The following is a 21,226-nucleotide window of genomic DNA, read 5'->3' on the forward strand; positions in this document are numbered from 1 at the left end:
TCAGCCCACCGTCGGCGTCGGGGAGGGATTCACGGGGAGTGCGGCCCCGCTCGCGGGCGGCGTCAGGACGACCTCCGGCTCGCCGGGCTGCGGCGGGGGAGGCGTCAGATTGATCGCGGGCACCTTCGGGAGGGTCGTCTCCTGGATTATCACCTGGTTGAAGTTGACCAGTCCGGTCTTCTCCATCACGGTGATGTGGTCCAGCACGGTGTCGTTGGCCTGGTCGGCCAGCTGACGTACCAGGGTGTTCTCGGTCGTGGCGCGGATCTTCGCGACGGTCGAGAAGATCTGGCCGTGCGTTATACGCAGGATGTTGGCGAAGTCGGTGTCGAACTTCTTGCCGGTGTCCGCGCTCAACGTCGCCACGAAGCCCTGCTGCTGCGGAGACGGCTTGTTCGGCAGCGTGACGCCGAGCTGCTTGGCTATCTTGCGGTCCGCGTCGTCGAGCCCGGCATGGCCCGAGATCAGGTGCTGCCCCGCCGTGCGGACCGCCGGTATGGTCCCCTTCTGCAGGGCCAGTTGACCGACCGGGTACTCCCACAGTCCCGCCGCGCGCACCTTGACGAGGAAGTCGCGGTCGGCCTCGGTCAGCGGCCCCGACGACGGATTGGCGATGATGCGGACCGGGGCGGCGGACGTGGTCTGAACGCCCAGCATGGCCGGATAAGCGAGGGCGGCCAGAGTCAACGTCAGCGCGCCGCACACGAAGAGTGTTCCCGCGTTCCGTGCAATGCGCATCGAGCAGCCTCCTGGGGCGGGTCGGCGGTCCCGGAGCTGTTGGCTCCGGTCGGCCGAGCGGTGGATCCGGTACGGACGGATCCGGTACGAGTGGTTCGGACGACCACCTATACGGCGGCCCTCCGGCGAGAAATCTCTACAACGGGTAAAATCCTTGGCAGTTTATCTTCGGCACGGGCCTCCCGATCACCCGGCCATGGTCCCGGGTCGGTCACGGCCCCGGGCCTTCCTGAACCGGGCCAGCCCCTCGGACAGATCGACGATCGGGTCCGGGTAGTCGCAGGCCGCGCGGTCCGGGCCCCGGAGCTTCCACGGCTCGTGCACCGCACGCCCCGCGACTCCCGCCAACTCGGGCACCCAGCGCCGGACATATGCCCCGTCCGGGTCGAAACGTCTGGCCTGGATCACCGGATTCAGTACGCGGTTGGGCCGGCTGTCCGTGCCCGTTCCGGCCATCCACTGCCAGTTGAGCTGGTTGTTGGCGACATCGCCGTCGACCAGCAGGTCCAGGAAGTGCCGTGCTCCGACCCGCCAGTCCACATACAGCGTCTTGGTCAGGAAGCTCGCGGTGAGCAGGCGCCCCCGGTTGTGCATCCAGCCCTCGTGGCGCAGCTGCCGCATCGCGGCGTCCACCACCGGATAGCCGGTGCGCCCCTGTCGCCATGCCTCGATGTCGTCCCGCGCCTCGGCGGGCGAGCGCCAATGGTCGTGCTTGGTCCGGTAGTCGGCCGCCGAGGCGTCCGGCCGGGCGGCCAGCACCTGGTGGTGGAAGTCCCGCCACGCCAGCTGCCGTACGAACGCCTCGGAGCCCACACCGTCCGCGCCGCGCGCCCGGTGGACCAGCTCGACCGGCGACAGTGTGCCGAAATGCAGATGAGGGGAGAGCCGGGAGGTCGCGTCGCCGGGCAGGTCGTCATGGCGGTCCTCGTACGCCCCGATCCCCGAGCGCAGCCAGGCGGCGAGCCGTTTCCTGGCCTCCCGCTCGCCGCCCCGCGCAAGCCCCTCGGACACCTGGGACACATCCGGGCGGGACGGGATCTCCTCCGAGCCGAGGCCGTCCGGCACCCGGACGATCCGGGGAGCGGCGAGCGCGTCCCGCAACGGCTGCCGCGCCCACTGGCGGTAGTACGGCGTGAAGACGGCGAAATGGTCGGAGGACGCCGGAGTGACCGCGCCGGGAGCCAGTGCGGTGACGACGGTCTCATGGACATGCAGCCGGCATCCCTCCGCCTCCAGCGCGGCGCGCAGCCGCTCCTCCCGGCGGTGCGCGTAGGCGCTGACGCCCGCCGCCATGTGCACCTCGTCGGCGTCGGCCTCGGCGACCGCCCTGGCCACCTCTGCCACGGCGTCGCCGGAGCGCACCACCAGACGACCGCCGCGTTCCCGGAGCCCGGCGTCCAGATCCGCCAGACAGTCGGCGAGGAACGCCATCCGGTTGGGAGCGGTGAATCCGGCCTCGGCGACCGCCTTGTCGCGGACGAAGAGCGGCACCACCGAATCCGAACCGTCGAGGGCGGCCCGTAGCGGGGGGTGGTCGTGCAGGCGCAGGTCCGAGGTGAACAGGACGATCGAGACGGTCATGGGGTGGCTCCGGGGCAGGACTGCGAGGGGTACGGCGTCGGACTGCTTCGGCTCGGCCGGCCGGTGTGGATGCGTGATGTGGGCGGCCGGTGCGGGTGAGCGGGTGTGCGGGTGTCGGCGCGTGTCCGCGCGTGTGCGGGTAAGGGGTTGAGCCGGTGCGCGGGTTGCGGTCGGGTCGGCTCGGGTGGAGCGGTGATCAGGGTGGATCCTGCGGACGAGTGAGCCGGTGGGCTCGTACGTGGGCCTGATCAGGCCGGCTCGCGCGAATGCCGGTCAGGGCGTGAGCGCGGGTTCTCCTCGGCCGGCGGGAGCGTTCTCGGCGGCCCGCGCGATGTTGCGGGCCATGCCGCCGAACACGACGGAGTGGAACGGCGAGACGCTCCACCAGTACAGCTGGCCGAGCAGCCCGTGCGGATGGAACAGGGCACGCTGGCGATAGCGCGTCTGCCCGTCGTCCGTCACCTCGGCGTACATCTCCAGCCAGGCCAGGCCCGGCAGTCTCATCTCGGCGCGCAGCCGCAGCAGGTGACCCGGCTCGATCTCCTCGACGCGCCAGAAGTCGAGCGAGTCGCCGACGCGCAGCCTGGCCGCGTCCCGGCGCCCGCGCCGCAGCCCCACCCCGCCCACCGCACGGTCCAGCCATCCGCGGACCGCCCAGGCCAGCGGCAGGGAGTACCAGCCGTTCTCGCCGCCGATGCCCTCGATCACCCGCCACAGCGCCTCGGGCGACGCCTCCACGGTCAGCTCGCGGTGGTCGGTGAAGAGACTGCCGCCGGCCCAGTCGGGGTCGGTGGGCAGCGGATCGCTGGGCGTGCCCGGATACGAGGCCGAAGACCAACGGGTGGTCACCTGGGCGTCGCGCACCCGCTGGAGCGCCAGCGTCACCGCCGCGTCGAACCCGATCGGCCGTCCCGGGGGATCGGGAACGTACCGGACGATGTCGTGTTCGCGGCACACGACCTCGTGGCGCAGCGACTCGGTGAGCGGGCGGGCGATGGACGCGGGCACGGGGGTGACCAGTCCGACCCAGTGACTGGACAGCCGGGGAGTGAGCACCGGCACCGGGAAGATGAGCCTGCGGGGCAGCCCGGCGATCACCGCGTACCGCCGCATCATCTCCAGGTAGGTGAGGACTTCGGGGCCTCCGATGTCGAAGGCACGGTTGACCTCCGCGGGCATCCCGGCGCTGCCGACCAGGGTGCGCAGCACATCGCGTACGCCCATCGGCTGGATCCGGGTGCGCACCCAGCTCGGCGTCACCATCACCGGCAGCCGCTCGGTCAGATAGCGCAGCATCTCGAAGGAGGCCGAGCCGGAGCCGATGATCACCGCGGCGCGCAGCACGGTGGTCGGTACGCCCGACTCCAGCAGGATGCGCCCCACCTCGGCCCGGGACCTGAGATGCGGTGACAGCTCGCTCTCCGCCACGCCCGCGGGGGTGAGGCCGCCCAGATAGACGATGCGCCGCACGCCCGCCGCGCGGGCCTGCTCGCCGAAGATCCGGGCGGCCCTGCGGTCGGTCTCCTCGAAGTCGTGGCCGGTGCCGAGGGCGTGCACGAGGTAGTACGCGACCTCGCAGTCGCGCATCGCGTCGGCGACGGAGGGGGCGTCCATGACGTCCCCGCGCACCACCTCCGCCTCGCCCACCCAGGGGTAGTCGCGCAGCTTGGCGGGGGAGCGGGCCAGGCAGCGCACCCGGTACCCCTCGGCCAGCAGCTCGGGGACCAGTCGTCCGCCGATGTAGCCGGTGGCACCGGTCACCAGACACCTCGGGCCGGTACGGGCGTCGTCGTCGCTCATGGGGTCCTCCGTAGGTCGTCGTCTTCGCCCCTCCAGGGTCGGCTCCCCGGCCCGATCTCTCCTGGTTCCTCTGATTCCTCCTGGTTGCTTCGACGCAGGCGCCGCTCACGGATGCGCCGGAATCGACGGCCTTCGTGCGAGACGCCCGAACGGGGGATGCGCCCGGACTTCTATAGGCTGATCACGTGGCCAGACGAGATGACCGTGACGACCGGACGGGTGAGGCGGACCCCGACGCGGGTCCGGAGCGGGAGCAGGCAGCCGTCACGGATCTCCAGGCCTTCGCGGTCCAGCTGCGGCGCATGAACGGCGAGATCAACCGGCTGGTCCACGGCTTCGCGGGGGAACACGGTCTGCACGCCACGGACGTGCAGGCGCTCGCCGCGATCCTCGACGCACCCGAGCCGCTCACACCCGGCCGGCTGCGCGAGCACCTCGGACTCACCTCGGGCGCCGTCACGGCCTGTCTGGACCGGCTCGAACGCGCCGGCCACATACGGCGCGTCCGGGAGAGCCCCGACCGCCGGGTGGTCCACCTCCACTACGTTCCCGATGCCAGGTCGGCCGCGCGCGCCCACTTCCGGCCCCTCGCCGAGGTCACCGCGAACGTGCGGTCCGGCTTCAGCGAGGACGAGCTGTCGGTGGTCCTCCGCTTCCTGACGACGCTGAACGACCGGCTCTCGGGTGTGCGCTCTCCAGGACGCTGAACGACCGGCTCTCGGGTGTGCGGTCTCCCGGACGCTGAACGAACCGCTCTCGGAGGTGCGGTCTCCCGGACGCTGAACCCGGCCGAGGGCAGGTGTGCCCCGCGCTTCTGTGTGCGTCCGGGTGCGTCCGGGTGGGTGCCGGGGGCCGAAGTCCGGCCGTGGACTACGATCTGGGCGCGAGATATCTCAATGGTTGAGATTGTCATTCATTGAGGCACCTGCCCGTGAGATCTGGAGAGCGATGTCCCTCACCCCGCGACGAGCCCTGTGGCTGATCCCCGTCGTCCTGCTCGTCGCCTGGCTCGGCATCGGGGGCACCCTCGGCCCCTATGCCGGCAGACTCGGCGAGGTCTCCACCAACGACCGGGCCGCCTTCCTGCCGCGCAGCGCCGAATCCACGAAGGTGGTGGCCCAGCAGCGTGCCTTCCAGCAGACGGGGACGCTGCCCGCGATCATCGTCTGGACCATGGACGGCGACGGTTCCACGGCAGCGGCCCGGCAGTCCGCCGCGACCGGCGCGCTCGCCTCGCTCGCCGGTGCCCCCGGCGTGGTCGGCCAGGCGTCACCCGCACTGCCGTCGCGGGACGGCAAGGCCCTGGAGGGCGTCGTCCAGCTCCGGTCCGACCTCGGCAAACAGCTCCCCGACGCCGTCGAAGGCCTTCGTGGCGCCGCCGAACGCGTCCCGGGAACGACCGTACGGATCGCCGGACCGGCGGCCAGTCAGGCCGACCTCGCCGACGCCTTCGCCGGAATCGACGGACTGCTCCTCGGGGTGGCCCTGGCGACCGTCCTGGTGATCCTGCTGCTCGTCTACCGCAGCGTGCTGCTGCCCTTCCTCATCATCCTCGGCGCGGTGTTCGCACTCGGTCTCGCGTGCGCCGTCGTCTACGTCCTCGCCGACCACGACGTCGTACGCGTGGACGGCCAGGTGCAGGGCATCCTCTCGATCCTCGTGATCGGCGCCGCGACCGACTACGCGCTCCTGCTGACCGCCCGCTACCGCGAGGAACTCGCCCTGGGCGCCGACCGGTTCACGGCTGTCCGGGCGGCGCTGCGGCAGTCCTGGGGCGCGATCGTCGCGAGCGCCGGAACGGTCGCTCTCGGACTGCTGGCCTTGCTGCTCAGCGATCTGACGAACAACCGGTCACTCGGCCCCGTGGGCGCCATCGGCGTGGTCTGCGCCGTGCTGAGTTCGCTCACCTTCCTGCCCGCCGTCCTGGTGCTGCTCGGCCGCGCCGCCTACTGGCCGGCCAGGCCCCGCCCGGCGGGCGACGCCCGGACCGGCGACGTAGAGGCTGGCCGCGCACGGACCGGCGACGCACGGTCGGGCAGCGCATGGTCGGGCCGCGGTATCTGGAACCGGGTCGCGGACCTGGTGGACCATGCGCCGCGCAAGGTCTGGGCGATCGCCCTGGCCGGGCTCCTCGCCTGTGCCGCCTTCGCGCCCACCCTCACCGCGAAGGGCGTCCCGCTCGACGAGCTCTTCGTCAACGACGCGCCTTCCGTCGCCGCGCAGGAGACCCTCGGACGGCACTTCCCCGGAGGCTCCGGGAACCCCGCCGTGATCATCGCGAACGCGGACCGCGTCACACAGGTCACGGCCGCCGCGCGCGCGACCGGCGGAGTCGCGTCGGCCGCCGCGGTGACCGGGTCCGGGCGGCCCGGCGGGGGAACGGCCCGGGTCGTCGACGGCCGGGTGCGCGTCGACGTCACGCTGCGGGCCGCGGCGGACAGCGACACCGCCAAGGACACCGTCGCGCGACTGCGCGAGGAGGTGCACGCCGTACCGGGCGCCGACGCGCTCGTCGGGGGCTACACGGCCCAGCAGTACGACACCCTGCGGACCGCCGAACGCGACCGCACGCTCATCGTGCCGGTGGTCCTCGGCATCATCCTGGTCATACTGACCGGGCTGCTCCGCTCGCTGCTCATGCCGGTGCTCCTGGTGGCCACCGTGGCGCTCAACTTCCTCGCCACCCTGGGCGTTTCGTCGCTCGTGTTCCGGCACGGGTTCGGTTTCAGCGGCACCGACGCGTCCGTGCCGCTGTACGGGTTCGTGTTCCTGGTGGCCCTCGGCGTCGACTACAACATCTTCCTGATGTCCCGGGTCCGCGAGGAGTCGCTGCGCCACGGGGTGCGCCAGGGTGTGCTGCGCGGACTCGTCGCCACCGGCGGGGTGATCACTTCGGCGGGGGTGGTACTCGCCGCGACCTTCGCCGCCCTCGGCGTGATCCCGCTGGCCTTCCTGGTGCAGATCGCCTTCATCGTCGCCTTCGGTGTCCTGCTCGACACCCTCGTCGTGCGCTCCTTGCTGGTGCCGGCCCTGGTCCGTGACATCGGCCGCCGCGCGTGGTGGCCGGGGGTGCTGAGCCGCGAGTCCGCACCGGAGCCCGAGCCCGCGGCGGAGCCCGAGGCCCGAGGGGGCGAGCGCGTGGAGGTATGACGAGCGCGCGGAGGTACGAGAGGACCGGGCGTTCGCCGTCGACGGACGGCGAACGGACCTGACATGTCTCGGTGAAACCCGGGCAAGCGCATTCCACGGGACTCGTCGCTCCGGGTCCGACGTCAGAGCTGGAGGTGTGCCGCCATGGGCACAAAGGTGCTGGAACGATTCCCCGCCGGCGCTCCGCGCGGATCCTGGACCGCGGAGGAGTACGCGGCACGACGCCGCACCGAGGGCCTGGCGGCGACGGTAGTGATGGACCTGAAGTCGGACGCCTTCCTCGTGGTCGTCCCGCTCGGCGACGAGGACTGAGGCGGCGCCCCCGCACCATTCCCGCGGTGCGCGCCCGGAAGCGGTTGGGCCGAGATGGTTCCCGGCGGTTCCGCCGGAGCCCGGGAAGGAGCGCCCAGGCGCAGGTGCTCCACGGCCCGACCGCGTTGCCTACGGCCTTCCTGCCGAGCCCTCGCGTGATGGGGCGGTCCGGGATGCGAGACCGGTCCGGCATTCCTTGACTGCCCGGACCGGGGGCTGCGACGATCGCGCCATGAAGATGCGACTGGACCTCACGCGGCGACGCCACGTCGACCTCGCGCGTGTCTCCAGTTCCTTCTGTTGCCGCGCCGCCTGACGATCCCGGCGGTGGGGTCCCCTCAGCCAGGGGCCGTACGTCCACGGTGAACTCCTTCCCGCCGCGATCCGGCGTGTTTCCCCGCCCGTCGCCCGTGCTTCGTCCCGCGAACTCCGGCTGGGTTCCCGGACCTGGACGCGTCCTCCAGCACCCCGCCCCGTCGGGCGGCGCACCGCTGCCCGAGCGCGTGCGTGGGGGCCGACTCCCGCGCGGGGGACCGGAGTCCGTAGCCGCCTGTGCGGCGTATGCGCGGGGCCGACGCGCCCTTCTCCGCCCCGTCCGCTTCTCCGCACCCCTTTCCGAAAGAGGACTCATGGCCACCGTCCTGTCCGTCTCCGGCAGCCCCTCGGTCTCCTCCCGTACTGCCAAACTCCTGCGCCACCTCGACGCCCGGCTCGCCGCGCAGGGGCACGAGGTGATTCCGCTCGACGTCCGCACGATCCCGGCCGATGCCTTGCTCGGCGCCGACTTCCAGCACCCCGCCATCGTCGAGGCGACCGAGCTGTTCGCCCGCGCCGACGGGGTGGTCATCGGCACCCCTGTCTACAAGGCCGCCTACTCCGGCGTCCTCAAGGCCCTGCTGGATCTGCTCCCGCAGTACGCCCTGACCGGGAAGACCGTGCTGCCGCTGGTGACGGGGGGCAGTACCGCCCATGTGCTCGCCCTGGACTACGCCCTCCGACCGGTCCTCAACTCCATGGGGGCGGCTCACATAGTCCAGGGGTGGTTCACGCTCGACAAGGACATCATCACGGGACAGGACGGGAGCGTCACCGTGGCGCCGGGCACCGCCGAGGCCCTGGCCCAGGTGGTGGACCAGTTCTCGGCCGCTCTGGGCCGCACCCCCCTGCTGGCGGTGGCCGGTTGACGTCATCGACGCCCAAGTGACCTCGCCAGTAACCGAGTTGCCTGGCACCAGCCGTAGCCGTAGCCGTAGCCGTAGCCGTCGCTTGTCCGGCCTCCCGATCGGAGAACGCCGCCGTGTCCCTCACCTTCCACTGGTTCCTGCCCACCAACGGAGACAGCCGTCATGTCGTCGGCGGCGGCCACGGCACGCCCGCCACCGCTTCCGGAGGGGACCGGCCGCCGACGGTCGCCTATCTGAGCCAGATCGCCCGCGCCGCGGAGGATCTGGGGTTCGTCGGCGCCCTCACCCCGACGGGTGCCTGGTGCGAGGACGCGTGGCTGACGACCGCGATGGTCAGCCAGCACACCGAGCGCCTGAAGTTCCTCGTCGCCTTCCGGCCCGGTTTCGTGTCGCCCACACTCGCCGCGCAGATGGCCTCCACCTTCCAGCGCCGGACCGGCGGACGGCTGCTGCTCAATGTGGTGACCGGCGGCGAGAGCCACGAGCAGCGCGCCTACGGCGACTTCCTCGACAAGGACGCCCGGTACCGCCGTACCGGCGAATTCCTGCGGATCGTCCGGGACTTGTGGGACGGCAAGACCGTCGACGTGTCAGGCGAGCACCTCCGGGTCGAGGACGCCCGGCTCGCCCGGGTCCCCGACCCGGTCCCGGAGGTCTACTTCGGCGGTTCCTCCCCGGCCGCCGGTGAGGTCGCCGCCCGCCATGCCGACGTCTACCTCACCTGGGGCGAACCACCCGCCCAGGTCGCCGAGAAGATCGCCTGGATCCGCGGGCTGGCGGCGCGGGAGGGACGCACCCTCCGGTTCGGCATCCGGCTGCACGTCATCACCCGCGACACCTCCGAGCAGGCCTGGGCCGAGGCCCACCGGCTCCTCGACGGCTTCGACCCGGCGACCGTACGGTCCGTGCAGGCGGGGCTCGCCCGCAGCGAGTCGCAGGGCCAGCAACGGATGCTCGCGCTGCACGGTGGCGGCCGGGACGGCCTGGAGATCCACCCCAACCTCTGGGCCGGCATCGGTCTGGTGCGCGGCGGAGCGGGCACCGCCCTGGTCGGCAGCCACGAGGAGGTCGTCGAGCGGATCAGGGAGTACCAAGCCCTGGGAATCGACGAGTTCGTGCTCTCCGGCTACCCGCACCTGGAGGAGGCCTACTGGTTCGGCGAGGGCGTCCTGCCCCGTCTCGCCGCGCAGGGCCTGTGGCAGCACCCGTTCGCGGCCCCGCCCGCCCCCGTCGCCCAGGTGCCCTTCACCGGCTGAGCGGACCGGTCGCCCCGGTGACCCGAGCGCGCTCCAGGTGGCCCCGTCGACGCGGGCTGCCCCCGCGCCAGGGTGAGCCGCGCTCCAGGCGTACCCGTCGACGCGGGCGAACTCGGCGACCGGGGTGGACCGCTCGGCCCGGGCCGACCCGGCGGCCAGGCTGATCGCGCCTACCCGGGCGAACCCAGCGACCCCAGGTGCGCCGCGCGCACCTGGGCCGTCTGCCCCTGCACCAGCAGGAACATCCCCTCGCGCGCCAGCCGCTGCGCCGGGCTGCGCAGATCCATCGCCCGCCCGCCGCCGGCCACGACCGCGGCCGTGGTGGCCGCCCGCATCACGTCGTACGCCCGTGTCTTGCAGGCCAGCCGCTCGTCGATCCGTTCGGTCGGCACCGGGTGGTCGGCGAGCTCGTACGCCTGCCGCCTGACCTCGTCGAGACGCGCCCGCAGAGCGCCCGCGGTCTCCTTCGCGGAGTCGGCGGGATCGTCCTCCAGCAGACCGATCGCCGTCGCCGTCACCCCGAACACGGCCGGTGAGGCATTGGTGTTCTTGGGCCGGTCGGTGACCGCCCAGGACTCGTACGGCGTGCGCAGTGCCACCGCGTCGTCGGGCAGCCACAGCCCGTCCAGCTCCAGCGAGACCGTCCGGGACGCGGTGAGCGCGGCGAGCCGCATCGGCGGGGACGGGCGCAGCCCCGGCTGCCCGCGCGCCTCGGTGAACGCGAACAGCGCCTCGTCCGCGTCCGTCACTCCCGCCAGCAGCATGACGTCGTTCAGCCCCCAGCCCGTGTACCAGGGGACCGTCCCGTCGAAGCGCCAGCCGCCGCGCTCTGGCGTCACCCGCACCGGGATCCTCGGGTAGGCGCGCAACTGGGCGTACGCGACCCCGGAAAGCAGCTCCCCGCGCGCGAGCGGACCCAGCAGGCGCTCCCGCACCGGAAGATCACTCTTCGCCAGTGTCGTCACCGGTGTGTGGTGCTGGGTCTGCACGAACCACGTCGAGCAGCACGCCCCGGCCAGGATCTCCGCCGTCTCCCGGACCACCGCGGCGGGCGCCGCCGACCCGCCGTACGCCACCGGGGCGACCGCCCCGAGCAGCCCCGAACGCTTGACCGCCTCGACGCTGCTCGCCGGGATGCCTTCCTGGTCCACGCGCTCCGCCGACGGCGCCAGCACCTCCGCCGCCAGACCGCGGGCCGCGGTGACGAGCGGATGCGGTGGGATGGTCATCGAAGGAATCTCCAGCCGTCGTCGTGGCGTGTGTCGATCCGGCGCGTTCTCGTTCGTGTAGTCAGCGAGACGCCGAGTGAGAGACAGCCGAGGAGGACACATCATGAAGTACTACCTGTTGAGCGTGATGCAGCCGCAGGGCGAGCGGCCCGCGCCCGAGGTCCTGGAAGAGATCATGCACAACGTGGAGGTGTTCCACGCGGAGCTGCGCGAGGCCGGTGCCTGGGTCTTCGCCGGTGGCCTGCACGGGCTGGACACGGCCACCGTGCTGCGGGCCCGCGACGGCGACGTCCTGGTCACCGACGGGCCGTACACGGAGAGCAAGGAGTATCTGGGCGGGATCTGTCTGCTCAAGGCGCCCGACCTCGACGCGGCGCTGATGTGGGGGCGCAAGGCGGCGCTGGCGACCACGCTTCCCATCGAGGTACGCCCGTTCATGCACGAGACCGAGGACTGATGGCCGTCGGCGCCGCCGAGATCGAGGCCGTCTTCCGCGCGGAGTACGGCCGGGCGGTCGCCGTCCTGATCCGCTTCCTGGGCGACATCGACCTCGCCGAGGAAGCGGTCCAGGACGCGTTCGCCACGGCCGTGGCGAAGTGGCCGGAGGCCGGCGTACCGCCGAGCCCGGCCGGCTGGATCATCACCACCGCCCGCAACCGTGCCGTCGACCGGCTGCGCCGCGAGTCCACCCGGGCGGCCCGGCAAGCCGAAGCGGCTCGGCTGCACGCCCCGGACGAACCCGTGGAGGAGGGCCCCGTGCGCGACGACCGGCTCCGTCTGATCTTCACCTGCTGTCACCCCGCTCTCGCCCCCCAGGCTCAGGTCGCCCTCACCCTGCGGCTCCTCGGCGGGCTGACCACCCCGCAGATCGCGCGTGCCTTCCTCGTCCCCGAAGCCACCATGGCCCAGCGGATCGTCCGCGCGAAGGCCAAGATCCGCGACGCGGGCATTCCCTACCGCGTGCCGCGCGACGCGGACCTGCCGGAGCGCGTCAAGGGCGTGCTGGCCGTCGTCTACCTCGTCTTCAACGAGGGCTACGGCGGCCGTGACGACCTCTGTGCCGAGGCCCTGCGCCTCGGACGACTCCTCGTCGAGCTCATGCCGGACGAACCCGAGGCGCTCGGCCTGCTCGCGCTGATGCTGCTCATCGAGGCCCGCCGCGCGGCCCGCGCGACGGCGGACGGCGACCTGGTCCTCCTCGCCGACCAGGACCGTACGCGGTGGGACCAAGACCTGATCACCGAGGGCCAGGCCCTCGTACGCCGCTGTCTGCGCCGCAACCGGCCGGGGCCCTACCAGATCCAGGCCGCGGTCAACGCCGTCCACAGCGACGCGCCGACCGCGGACGCCACGGACTGGGGACAGATCCTCCAGCTCTACGACCAGCTCATGGAGCTCGCCCCCAGCCCGGTCGTGGCCCTCAACCGCGCCGTCGCCGTGGCCGAGGTTCAGGGGCCGGAGACCGCTCTCGCCCTCGTCGAGAAGCTCGACCTGGACGGTTACCACGCCTTCCACGCCGTACGGGCGGATCTGCTGCGCCGGCTCGGACGGCACACCGAGGCGCTACGGGCGTACGACGCGGCCATCACGCTGACCGGGAGCGCGCCGGAACGCGCCCACCTCGAACGGGCCAGAGCGGCCCTCGCCGCGAACTGACCGTCCGAGAGCAGACCCGCGCGGCGGCCCGACGGAACAGGCCCAGCGCCCCGGCGACAGGGGAGAGCGTGTCCTGAAGTCCCGCCGTCGGTCCTCGGCCGGCGACCGGCTGAGCTGATCCGGGCCGGAAAGGGGGCGAACGAGCCCCCGGTTTCGTCACTCCGGAACCACGCGGTGAGCCAGTTGCCGGACGGTCCTCACCCGAGACCCGCGTCATCCGTCCACAACCGCCCGAGGCAGAGCGACCAGCGGGCAGGATGGCCTCATGACAAAGCTGTCCGTACGGTCGGTCGCTCTTACCTCCTCTGGTTCGGTGCTGTCGTTGTGGTCGCAGGACTCCGTGCTGTCGATCGGCTCGGTGGGGTCGGTGCTGTCCGTGGGGTCCGTCGGTTCGGCCCTGTCGGTCGGCTCGATCGGAAGTGCCCTGTCGGTCGGCTCGATCGGTTCCGCCCTGTCGCTGATCTCGACCGGTTCGTGGCTGAGTACCGGATCGTTGTTCTCCGCGCAGTCGCGGTGGTCGGTGCTGTCCTGGCGTTCCTCCCGCGGTTTCCTGGCCGCGGGAGCGGTAGGGGCAGCGACCGGAGGCGCCCTGGTGTTGGCCCAGACGCTGTACAAGGCCGGAACCGGCACCGAATAGTCGAACGCGCGCGCTCGGCCGCACGTCCGTGGCGCGAGCTTCGATCGCCGGCGAACCACCGGTGACTGCCTGGGACGGCGACGCAGTGTTCGAGCAGCGCACCCGGTGCGATCCACGCCCGGCCGTGAGCGGCCTTGTGCGGCATCCCCGAGGGCCTTGCGCCGGGCATGCCGGTGAGCATGACCGGCCTCACCACCCGCAGTCGATGTCGTTCGATCCTTCTCCGGCGAAGACGGGATTGGTGCTCGTGCCGCTGATCCGCAGATGACCGCCGTTGCGCCCCCAGTCCAACTCGTACGTGCCTGCGTCGACGGGCCGGTAACCGTCGTCGGCTGTCCAGGATCCCGACTCGCCCAGGGCCAGGCCGGTGCGCCCCACCGCGTACGCCTCGCCGTTGCCGATCACGAGGAAGGACGTCTCCCGCACCACGGCCGTGCAGCCGCCCGGCCCCGCAGGACGCAGCACGTAGTACCTCGCGTCCGAGATCAGGTCGTCCACCGCTCCCCCCGCGGTGCCGAGCACCGCCGTGACGATCAGCAGGGTGCTTCCCAGCCGTGCCCACCTGGCTCGCTCCCGCGGGAGCCTCGAAGCACCCGCAGCGCGGCCCGCTCGGTTGAGAGCCCATCGGAGAACGAGCGCCATGGCGAGGAGAACCGCGCTCACCCCCCAGCCGGGGACCACCCGCCCCCGCACGACCAGCAGGAGGCTGCTCCAGCTCGCCACGGCGGCGAGGGCCAGACCCCCGATGTCTGCTGCCGTGGAGACGGCGGGCGACAACCTCATGCTGTGCTGTGTAGGTGTTCCGGTCACGGCGGGTACGACTCTTTGAACGCGCCGACAGTTGTGCGACGGGGGCTCGTTCTTGAAGGAACTTCTGGGGGAGCTCGCCGGAGAGGCAGCGCTGACGGTGGCTGCCTGCCTTGCCTTGCCATGGCGGGTCTGGGTCTGACGTTGGCACCTGGGACCGCCGGCTCTTCATGACCGGGCTGCTCGGCATGGGGCTCACCCTGATCGGCGGATTCGCGCTGCGGATCTCCGCGGTTGCGGGCACGGTGATGGTGGGGCTGATGCGGGTGGCCGAGTGGCCGCCCGCCCAGTACCGTCCGACGGCTCACCGAGCGCGTCGGTCATTGCCTTCGCCAACCACCACCTCGTCCACACCGCCGTCCTTATGGTCATCGTCCTCGCGCCGCCTTTGCGGGCGACAACCCCTGTGCCGGTGGGCTCCGGGCCAAGCTGTCGGTCGTGCGCACCAGCCGCCGGCTGCGCCGGCCGCGGGCGGGAGGCGGGACCTGTCCGGGGTTCCGCCTCCCGCCCGCGCGGCCCGCGTTGGGCCGAACGGCCCCCACCGGGGACCTGCGGCCCCTGCCCCACCCGACCGTTTCGGCACGACGCTGGAATCGGACCCCCATCGGATCTCCGATTCAGGAGGTGGACACCATGCCCCGCACTGTCACCGTAGGCCTCGACGGTTCTCCCGAGAGCCTCGCCGCCGCCGAATGGGCCACCCGCGAGGCGCGGCTGCGCGCCCTGCCGGTCAGACTGGTCAACGTATGGGAACCGGCCCCGGACCCCATCGCCCAGGCGCCGCTGCTCGGCGCCGAGACCCATCAGCACTGGACCGAGAGGATCCCGCGCGAGGCGGCCGAAGGGATACGGGCGCGCCACCCCGGGATCGACGTCACCACGGAGCAGCTCACCGGCCGGCCCGCCGAGGTGCTGGTCAAGGCCGCGGACGACGCCGAACTCCTCGTCCTCGGCACCCGCGGGCTCAGCGGCGCGGGCGGCTTCATGGTCGGCTCGATCGGCCTGGCCGTCGCGGCGCACGCCGGGCGTCCCGTCGTGTTCGTACGCGCCGGTGAGCAGGCCGCCGACGAGCACCTGATGGATCCGACGGGCATCCCGTCCGCCGCCGCGCCCTTCCACCCCGTCGTGCTCGGGCTGGACACCGGAGCCCCGGACGACACGCTGATCGGCTTCGCCTTCGAGGCGGCCCTCCTGCGCGCCACGGCGCTGCGGGTCGTGCACTCCTGGAACGAGCCGCCCTACATCGCGTACGGGCTGCCCCCCGACATCAAGATGAACGCCCGTCTCGCCGCCCAGGACGCCGCCGCCATGACGGACGCGCTGCGGCCCTGGCGCGAGAAGTTCCCGGTCGTGGAGATCATCGAGGACTCCCTGTCCGGAAAGCCGGCCAACCATCTCGTCGACGCCTCCCGTGAGGCCTCGCTCGTCGTCGTGGGCCGCCGGATCCGCCGTGCCGCGCTCGGCGCCCACCTCGGGCCCGTCACGCACGCCGTGCTCCACCACGCCACCGCCCCCGTCGCCGTCGTTCCGCACCCCTGATCACCACGGGCCGCCCTCGGCCGCGTGCTCATCGCGGCTCGATCGCGCAAGGAGAGACATCCCATGAAAGCAGCAGTCGTACGAGCGTTCGGTGAGCCGCTGGTCATCGAGGAGCGCCCGGACCCCGAGCCCGGCCCCGGCCAGGTCCGCGTCCGGGTGGAGGCCTCCGGGCTCTGCCACACCGACATCCACGCCGCCAACGGCGACTGGCCGGTCAGGCCGAACCCGCCGTTCGTCCCCGGGCACGAGGGCGTCGGCCTGGTCGAGGCGCTGGGCGACGGCGTCACCCATCTCGCGGTGGGCCGGCGGGTGGCGGTGCCGTGGCTGGGCAAGGCGTGCGGACGCTGCGAGCACTGTCTGTCCGGCTGGGAGACGCTCTGCGAGCAGCAGATCAACACCGGCTACGGGTGCGACGGCGGCTACGCCGAGAAGATGCTGGCCTGGGCCGACTTCGCCCAGCCGGTGCCCGAGGGGATCTCCCCGCTCGACGCGGCCCCGCTCACCTGCGCCGGCGTGACCACGTACAAGGCCCTGAAGGTCGCCGACGTGCGGCCCAGTCAGCTCGTCGCCATCTCCGGGGTGGGCGGACTCGGCCACCTGGCCCTGCAGTACGCGAAGATCGCCGGGGCGACCGTCGCGGCGATCGACGTCACGGACGACAAGCTCGAACTCGCCGCGGAACTCGGCGCCGACATCGTCATCGACGCCCGCAAGGAGGACCCGGGCGAGGTCCTGAAGAGCCACGGCGGCGCGCACGCCGCGCTCGCGCTCGCGGTGAACGAGGACGCCTTCGCCGCGGTGTACAAGGGACTGCGGCGAGGCGGAAAGCTCGTCCTGGTCGCCATGCCGGCGCACGGCACCATCCAGGTCCCGATCTTCGAGACCGTGCTGAACGGCACCTCCGTGATCGGCTCCATCGTCGGCACCCGGCAGGACCTCGCCGAGGTCTTCGCACTGCACGCCGCGGGCCGGACGAGGGTCATCCGCGAATCCCGGCCGCTCGCCTCCGTCAACGAGTCCATCGACGACGTGCTGCACGGCCGGATCCAGGCCCGGATCGTCTTCGACTTCGGCGACGGGAGCTGACCGCCGTGGACCTCCCCCTCGTCGTGGGCGTCGACGGGTCCGAGCCCGCCATGCGGGCCGTGGACTGGGCCACGGACGAGGCCGCCCCGCGCGGTCTGCCGCTGCGCCTGGTCTACGCCTCGCTCTGGGAACGCTACGAAGGCGCCGCCCTCGCCGAGGGTCTTGACAGGTCCGCCGAGCAGATCATGGCCGACACCGTCGTGGAGGCCGCCGCCCGGCGGGCCCGCCGTCGCGACGCCGGGGTGAAGGTCACCACCGAAGTGGTGCCGGACGACGCGGTGGGCGCGCTGCTCCGAGAGGGCTTGAACGCCACCGCCCTGGTGCTCGGGTCACGGGGACGCAGCGGTATCGCCGGGATGCTCCTCGGGTCTGTGAGCCTCACGGTCGCCGCCCGTGCCCACTGCCCGGTGATCGTGCTGCGCGGCAGCCACGACAACCGGGCCGGGGCGGGCCGCCACCGGCGGGTCGTCCTCGGGGTCGGGGACCCCTCGCACGGCTCGGCCGCCGCCCGCTTCGCCTTCCAGGAGGCAGCCGAACGCGGGGTCGCGCTGGAGGCCGTACGAGCCTGGAGGTGGTCCGCTCACGAGCCGGCCGGTCACCCCGTGGAGCCGGGCGAGCCCGCCCGGCGGCACGAACAGGGGGCGGTGGAGCTCCTGGACAAGGCGCTGAGCGGCGCGGCGGCCGAGTGTCCGGCCGTGGACGTGCGCCGGCGCACCGTCGAGGGGACCGCCCGCACCGTGCTGCTGGACGCCTCCACCGAGGCCGGCCTGCTCGTCGTCGGGGTCCGGCGGCACGACAGCCACGGGCACACCGGGATGCAGCTCGGCCGGGTCGCCCACGCCGCCCTGCACCACGCGGCCTGCCCCGTCGCCGTCGTACCCGAACGCGTATGAACGGCTCAGAGGCTCGCGGCGTGATCGGGGACGTACGTCTGCAGATCGCGCGGCGGGCGGACGTAGCCGGTCGACGGCGGCCGATCGGGCAGCTCCAGCACCGGCGGAGGCACCTCGCGGTACGGAACGGAGGCGAGCAGATGGGCGATCATGTTCAGCCGGGCGCGCCGCTTGTCATCGCTCTCGACCACGAACCACGGCGCCTCCGAGATGTCCGTGTGCACCAGCATCTCGTCCTTCGCCCGGGAGTACGCCTCCCAGCGGGTGATCGACTCCAGGTCCATGGGGGACAGCTTCCAGCGCCGCGTCGGGTCCTTCAGACGGCGCCGGAACCGCTTCTGCTGCTCCGCGTCGCTCACCGAGAACCAGTACTTGCGCAGCAGCACACCCTCCTCCACCAGCATCCGCTCGAAGATCGGGCACTGCCGCAGGAAGCGCTGGTGCTCCTCCTTCGTGCAGAAGCCCATGACCTGCTCGACCCCGGCGCGGTTGTACCAGCTCCGGTCGAACAGCACGATCTCGCCTGCGGCCGGCAGATGCTCCACGTACCGCTGGAAGTACCACTGGGTGCGCTCGCGCTCGGTCGGCTTGGGCAGCGCCACGATCCGCGCGACACGCGGGTTCAGATGCTCCGCCACCCGCTTGATCGTGCCGCCCTTGCCCGCGGCGTCCCGGCCCTCGAAGACCACCACCACGCGGGCGCCCTCGGTCCGCACCCACTCCTGAAGCTTCACCAGCTCCGTCTGCAGACGCAGCAGCTCCCGCTCGTACGCCGCAGGCGGCACCCTCGCCGGCTTCTTGTCGGCCATGCCGCCTCCTCCGCTCGATGACGCCTCCCGCGAAGCGTTCCGATGACCCGCCTCGCCGACGTACCCCGATGACTTACGGAGTCACCATGCCCAAGGTCGAACACCAGGACAGCACCGTACTGACCGACGACGAACTGCGCACCCTGGACGCCCACTGGCGGGCCGCCAACTACCTTGCCGTGGGCCAGATCTATCTGCTGGCCAACCCCCTGCTCACCGAGCCACTGACCCCCGCGCACATCAAGCCCCGGCTGCTCGGCCACTGGGGTACCTCGCCCGGCCTCAACCTGGTCCACACCCACCTCAACCGCGTCGTGAAGGCGCGCGGCCAGGACGCGCTGTGCGTGTGGGGTCCCGGACACGGCGGCCCGGCCGTGCTGGCGAACTCCTGGCTGGAGGGCACGTACAGCCAGACGTATCCCACCGTGTCCCGCGACGCGGAGGGCATGGGGAAGCTGTTCCGGCAGTTCTCCTTCCCCGGCGGGGTGCCCAGCCATGTCGCCCCCGAGACGCCCGGCTCCATCCACGAGGGCGGCGAACTCGGCTACTCCCTCGCCCACGCCTACGGCGCCGCCTTCGACAACCCGGACCTGCTCGTCGCCTGTGTGATCGGCGACGGCGAGGCGGAGACGGGACCGCTCGCCGCGTCCTGGCACTCCAACAAGTTCCTCGACCCGGTCCACGACGGCGCCGTCCTGCCGATCCTGCACCTCAACGGCTACAAGATCGCCAACCCGACCGTGCTCTCCCGGATCCCCGAGCCCGAACTCGACGAACTGCTGCGGGGATACGGCCATGAGCCGATCCACGTGACCGGCGACGACCCGCTGCGGGTACACCGTGCCATGGCCGCCGCGTTCGACGAGGCACTGGACCGGATCGCGCTGATCCAGCGCACGGCCCGAGAGGAGGGCGTGGCCGAACGGGCCCGCTGGCCGATGATCGTGCTGCGCACCCCGAAGGGCTGGACGGGCCCCGCGGAAGTCGACGGCGAGCCCGTCGAAGGCACTTGGCGCGCCCACCAGGTGCCGCTCGCCGCAGTCCGCGAAAACCCGGAACACCTGCGGCAGCTGGAGGCATGGCTGCGCTCGTACCGCCCCGAGGAGCTCTTCGACGCCGAGGGACGGCCGGTGGCCGACGTGCTCGCCTGCGTACCCGAGGGCTCCCGGCGCCTCGGCGCCACCCCGCACGCCAACGGCGGTCTCCTCGTCCGCGATCTGCCGCTCCCGCCCCTGGACCGCTTCGCCGTCCCCGTCGACAAGCCGGGCGCCACCCTGCACGAGCCGACCCGGGTCCTCGGCGACCTCCTCGAACACGTCATGCGGGAGACCTCGGAGCGCCGCGACTTCCGTCTCGTCGGCCCCGACGAGACGGCCTCCAACCGCCTGGACGCCGTCTTCGCCGCCAGCGGCAAGGCCTGGCAGGCAGGGACCCTGCCGGTCGACGAACACCTGGACCGGCACGGCCGCGTCATGGAGATCCTCTCCGAACACACCTGCCAGGGCTGGCTGGAGGGCTACACCCTCACCGGCCGGCACGGACTGTTCTCCTGCTACGAGGCGTTCGTGCACATCGTCGACTCCATGGTCAACCAGCACATCAAATGGCTGCGGACCTCACGCGAACTGGCCTGGCGCGCCCCGGTCGCCTCCCTCAACTACCTGCTCACCTCGCATGTGTGGCGCCAGGACCACAACGGCTTCTCCCACCAGGACCCCGGCTTCGTCGACCACGTCCTCAACAAGAGCCCCGAGGTCGTGCGCGTCTACCTCCCGCCGGACGCCAACACCCTGCTGTCCGTGGCGGATCACGTCCTGCGCAGCCGTGACTACGTCAACGTCGTCGTCGCCGGCAAACAGCCCTGCTTCGACTGGCTGTCCATGGACCAGGCCCGCGCCCACTGCGCCCGCGGAGCCGGCATCTGGGACTGGGCGGGATCGGCCGGCGGGGACCGGGAGCCCGATGTCGTCCTCGCCTGTGCCGGTGACGTCCCCACCCTGGAGATCCTTGCGGCCTCCGACCTGCTGCGCCGCCACCTGCCCGAGCTCGCCGTCCGGGTCGTCAACGTGGTCGACATGACCCGGCTGCTGCCGCGCGCGGAACACCCGCACGGGATGAACGACTTCGAGTACGACGGGCTCTTCACCACCGACAAGCCGGTGATCTTCGCCTACCACGGTTACCCCTGGCTCATCCACCGCCTCGCCTACCGCCGCACCGGCCACCGGAACCTCCATGTGCGCGGCTACAAGGAGATGGGCACCACCACGACCCCCTTCGACATGGTGGTCCGCAACGACATGGACCGCTACCGCCTGGTCATGGACGTCATCGACCGCGTCCCCGGCCTCGGCGTCCGCGCCGCCGCCGTACGCCAGGAGATGGCCGACGCCCGCTCCCGCCACCACGACTGGATCCGCGAGCACGGCACCGACCTCCCCGAGGTCGAGGACTGGACGTGGACCGGCTGAGGACCCCGCACCGCAAACAAGCACAGCCTCATTACCGTGCGCGCCGACGACTGACGCACACGGGAGAGGCCCGCCGTC

General features: G+C 72.0%; 19 protein-coding genes. 13 read left to right on the forward strand and 6 right to left on the reverse strand.

Going from position 1 to position 21,226, the window contains the following annotated elements:
* The 3 genes from ACFYW8_RS04810 to ACFYW8_RS04820 all read right to left on the reverse strand — a co-directional run bounded on the left by ACFYW8_RS04810 (position 1) and on the right by ACFYW8_RS04820 (position 4,119).
* A complete protein-coding gene (locus ACFYW8_RS04810) occupies positions 1 to 738 on the reverse strand; it encodes a DUF4142 domain-containing protein (RefSeq protein WP_365875976.1) in 738 nt (245 codons plus the stop codon).
* Between the two features lie 186 nt (positions 739 to 924).
* A complete protein-coding gene (locus ACFYW8_RS04815; protein WP_389067888.1) occupies positions 925 to 2,319 on the reverse strand; it encodes a cryptochrome/photolyase family protein in 1,395 nt (464 codons plus the stop codon).
* A 273-nt stretch (positions 2,320 to 2,592) separates the two neighbouring features.
* A complete protein-coding gene (locus ACFYW8_RS04820; protein ID WP_389067892.1) occupies positions 2,593 to 4,119 on the reverse strand; it encodes an SDR family oxidoreductase in 1,527 nt (508 codons plus the stop codon).
* A 185-nt stretch (positions 4,120 to 4,304) separates the two neighbouring features.
* Between ACFYW8_RS04820 and ACFYW8_RS04825 the strand changes: the two genes are divergently transcribed.
* The 6 genes from ACFYW8_RS04825 to ACFYW8_RS04850 all read left to right on the forward strand — a co-directional run bounded on the left by ACFYW8_RS04825 (position 4,305) and on the right by ACFYW8_RS04850 (position 10,021).
* The gene (locus tag ACFYW8_RS04825; protein ID WP_389067895.1) at positions 4,305 to 4,826 is read left to right on the forward strand and encodes a MarR family winged helix-turn-helix transcriptional regulator; all 522 of its coding nucleotides are present in this window, start codon (positions 4,305 to 4,307) and stop codon (positions 4,824 to 4,826) included.
* 241 nt (positions 4,827 to 5,067) lie between these two features.
* Positions 5,068 to 7,269 (forward strand): MMPL family transporter, encoded by a 2,202-nt coding sequence (locus tag ACFYW8_RS04830; RefSeq protein WP_389067897.1) that lies wholly within the window; start codon positions 5,068 to 5,070, stop codon positions 7,267 to 7,269.
* Positions 7,270 to 7,413: 144 nt separating this feature from the next.
* Positions 7,414 to 7,581, forward strand: coding sequence for a hypothetical protein (locus tag ACFYW8_RS04835; RefSeq protein ID WP_261707043.1), 168 nt, complete (start codon positions 7,414 to 7,416; stop codon positions 7,579 to 7,581).
* A gap of 238 nt (positions 7,582 to 7,819) precedes the next feature.
* Positions 7,820 to 7,897 (forward strand): putative leader peptide, encoded by a 78-nt coding sequence (locus tag ACFYW8_RS04840; protein ID WP_365876167.1) that lies wholly within the window; start codon positions 7,820 to 7,822, stop codon positions 7,895 to 7,897.
* 313 nt (positions 7,898 to 8,210) lie between these two features.
* Entirely contained in the window at positions 8,211 to 8,765 is a 555-nt protein-coding gene (gene ssuE / locus ACFYW8_RS04845) for an NADPH-dependent FMN reductase (RefSeq protein WP_365875986.1), read from the forward strand.
* 113 nt (positions 8,766 to 8,878) lie between these two features.
* Positions 8,879 to 10,021 (forward strand): LLM class flavin-dependent oxidoreductase, encoded by a 1,143-nt coding sequence (locus tag ACFYW8_RS04850; RefSeq protein WP_389067902.1) that lies wholly within the window; start codon positions 8,879 to 8,881, stop codon positions 10,019 to 10,021.
* A 170-nt stretch (positions 10,022 to 10,191) separates the two neighbouring features.
* Here the strand turns inward: ACFYW8_RS04850 and ACFYW8_RS04855 are convergent, their stop codons facing one another.
* A complete protein-coding gene (locus tag ACFYW8_RS04855; protein ID WP_389067905.1) occupies positions 10,192 to 11,250 on the reverse strand; it encodes an acyl-CoA dehydrogenase family protein in 1,059 nt (352 codons plus the stop codon).
* Positions 11,251 to 11,353: 103 nt separating this feature from the next.
* Between ACFYW8_RS04855 and ACFYW8_RS04860 the strand changes: the two genes are divergently transcribed.
* From ACFYW8_RS04860 to ACFYW8_RS04870, 3 genes are all read left to right on the forward strand, one after another.
* Positions 11,354 to 11,707 carry a YciI family protein gene (locus tag ACFYW8_RS04860; RefSeq protein WP_365875992.1) on the forward strand — a complete coding sequence of 118 codons (354 nt, stop codon included), beginning with the start codon at positions 11,354 to 11,356 and terminating at the stop codon, positions 11,705 to 11,707.
* The gene (locus tag ACFYW8_RS04865) at positions 11,707 to 12,906 is read left to right on the forward strand and encodes an RNA polymerase sigma factor (protein WP_389067909.1); all 1,200 of its coding nucleotides are present in this window, start codon (positions 11,707 to 11,709) and stop codon (positions 12,904 to 12,906) included. The genes ACFYW8_RS04860 and ACFYW8_RS04865 overlap by 1 nt, the downstream gene beginning before the upstream one ends.
* Before the next feature lie 265 nt (positions 12,907 to 13,171).
* Positions 13,172 to 13,543 carry a hypothetical protein gene (locus tag ACFYW8_RS04870; RefSeq protein WP_389067912.1) on the forward strand — a complete coding sequence of 124 codons (372 nt, stop codon included), beginning with the start codon at positions 13,172 to 13,174 and terminating at the stop codon, positions 13,541 to 13,543.
* 189 nt (positions 13,544 to 13,732) lie between these two features.
* Here the strand turns inward: ACFYW8_RS04870 and ACFYW8_RS04875 are convergent, their stop codons facing one another.
* Positions 13,733 to 14,326 (reverse strand): hypothetical protein, encoded by a 594-nt coding sequence (locus ACFYW8_RS04875; protein ID WP_389067915.1) that lies wholly within the window; start codon positions 14,324 to 14,326, stop codon positions 13,733 to 13,735.
* 657 nt (positions 14,327 to 14,983) lie between these two features.
* On the opposite strand from ACFYW8_RS04875, the gene ACFYW8_RS04880 reads away from it, so the two are divergent.
* From ACFYW8_RS04880 to ACFYW8_RS04890, 3 genes are all read left to right on the forward strand, one after another.
* Positions 14,984 to 15,889, forward strand: a complete 906-nt coding sequence (locus ACFYW8_RS04880; RefSeq protein WP_389067916.1) for a universal stress protein — start codon at positions 14,984 to 14,986, stop codon at positions 15,887 to 15,889.
* Positions 15,890 to 15,952: 63 nt separating this feature from the next.
* Positions 15,953 to 16,975 (forward strand): zinc-dependent alcohol dehydrogenase, encoded by a 1,023-nt coding sequence (locus ACFYW8_RS04885; RefSeq protein WP_389067919.1) that lies wholly within the window; start codon positions 15,953 to 15,955, stop codon positions 16,973 to 16,975.
* Between the two features lie 5 nt (positions 16,976 to 16,980).
* A complete protein-coding gene (locus ACFYW8_RS04890; RefSeq protein ID WP_389067922.1) occupies positions 16,981 to 17,868 on the forward strand; it encodes a universal stress protein in 888 nt (295 codons plus the stop codon).
* Between the two features lie 5 nt (positions 17,869 to 17,873).
* Here ACFYW8_RS04890 and ppk2 read toward each other — a convergent pair whose 3' ends face one another.
* Entirely contained in the window at positions 17,874 to 18,677 is an 804-nt protein-coding gene (ppk2, locus tag ACFYW8_RS04895) for a polyphosphate kinase 2 (protein ID WP_365876007.1), read from the reverse strand.
* 86 nt (positions 18,678 to 18,763) lie between these two features.
* On the opposite strand from ppk2, the gene ACFYW8_RS04900 reads away from it, so the two are divergent.
* The gene (locus tag ACFYW8_RS04900) at positions 18,764 to 21,148 is read left to right on the forward strand and encodes a phosphoketolase (RefSeq protein WP_389067927.1); all 2,385 of its coding nucleotides are present in this window, start codon (positions 18,764 to 18,766) and stop codon (positions 21,146 to 21,148) included.
* The last annotated feature ends 78 nt before the right edge of the window (positions 21,149 to 21,226 follow it).

This window comes from Streptomyces sp. NPDC002742, from assembly GCF_042888885.1.
Taxonomy (GTDB): domain Bacteria; phylum Actinomycetota; class Actinomycetes; order Streptomycetales; family Streptomycetaceae; genus Streptomyces.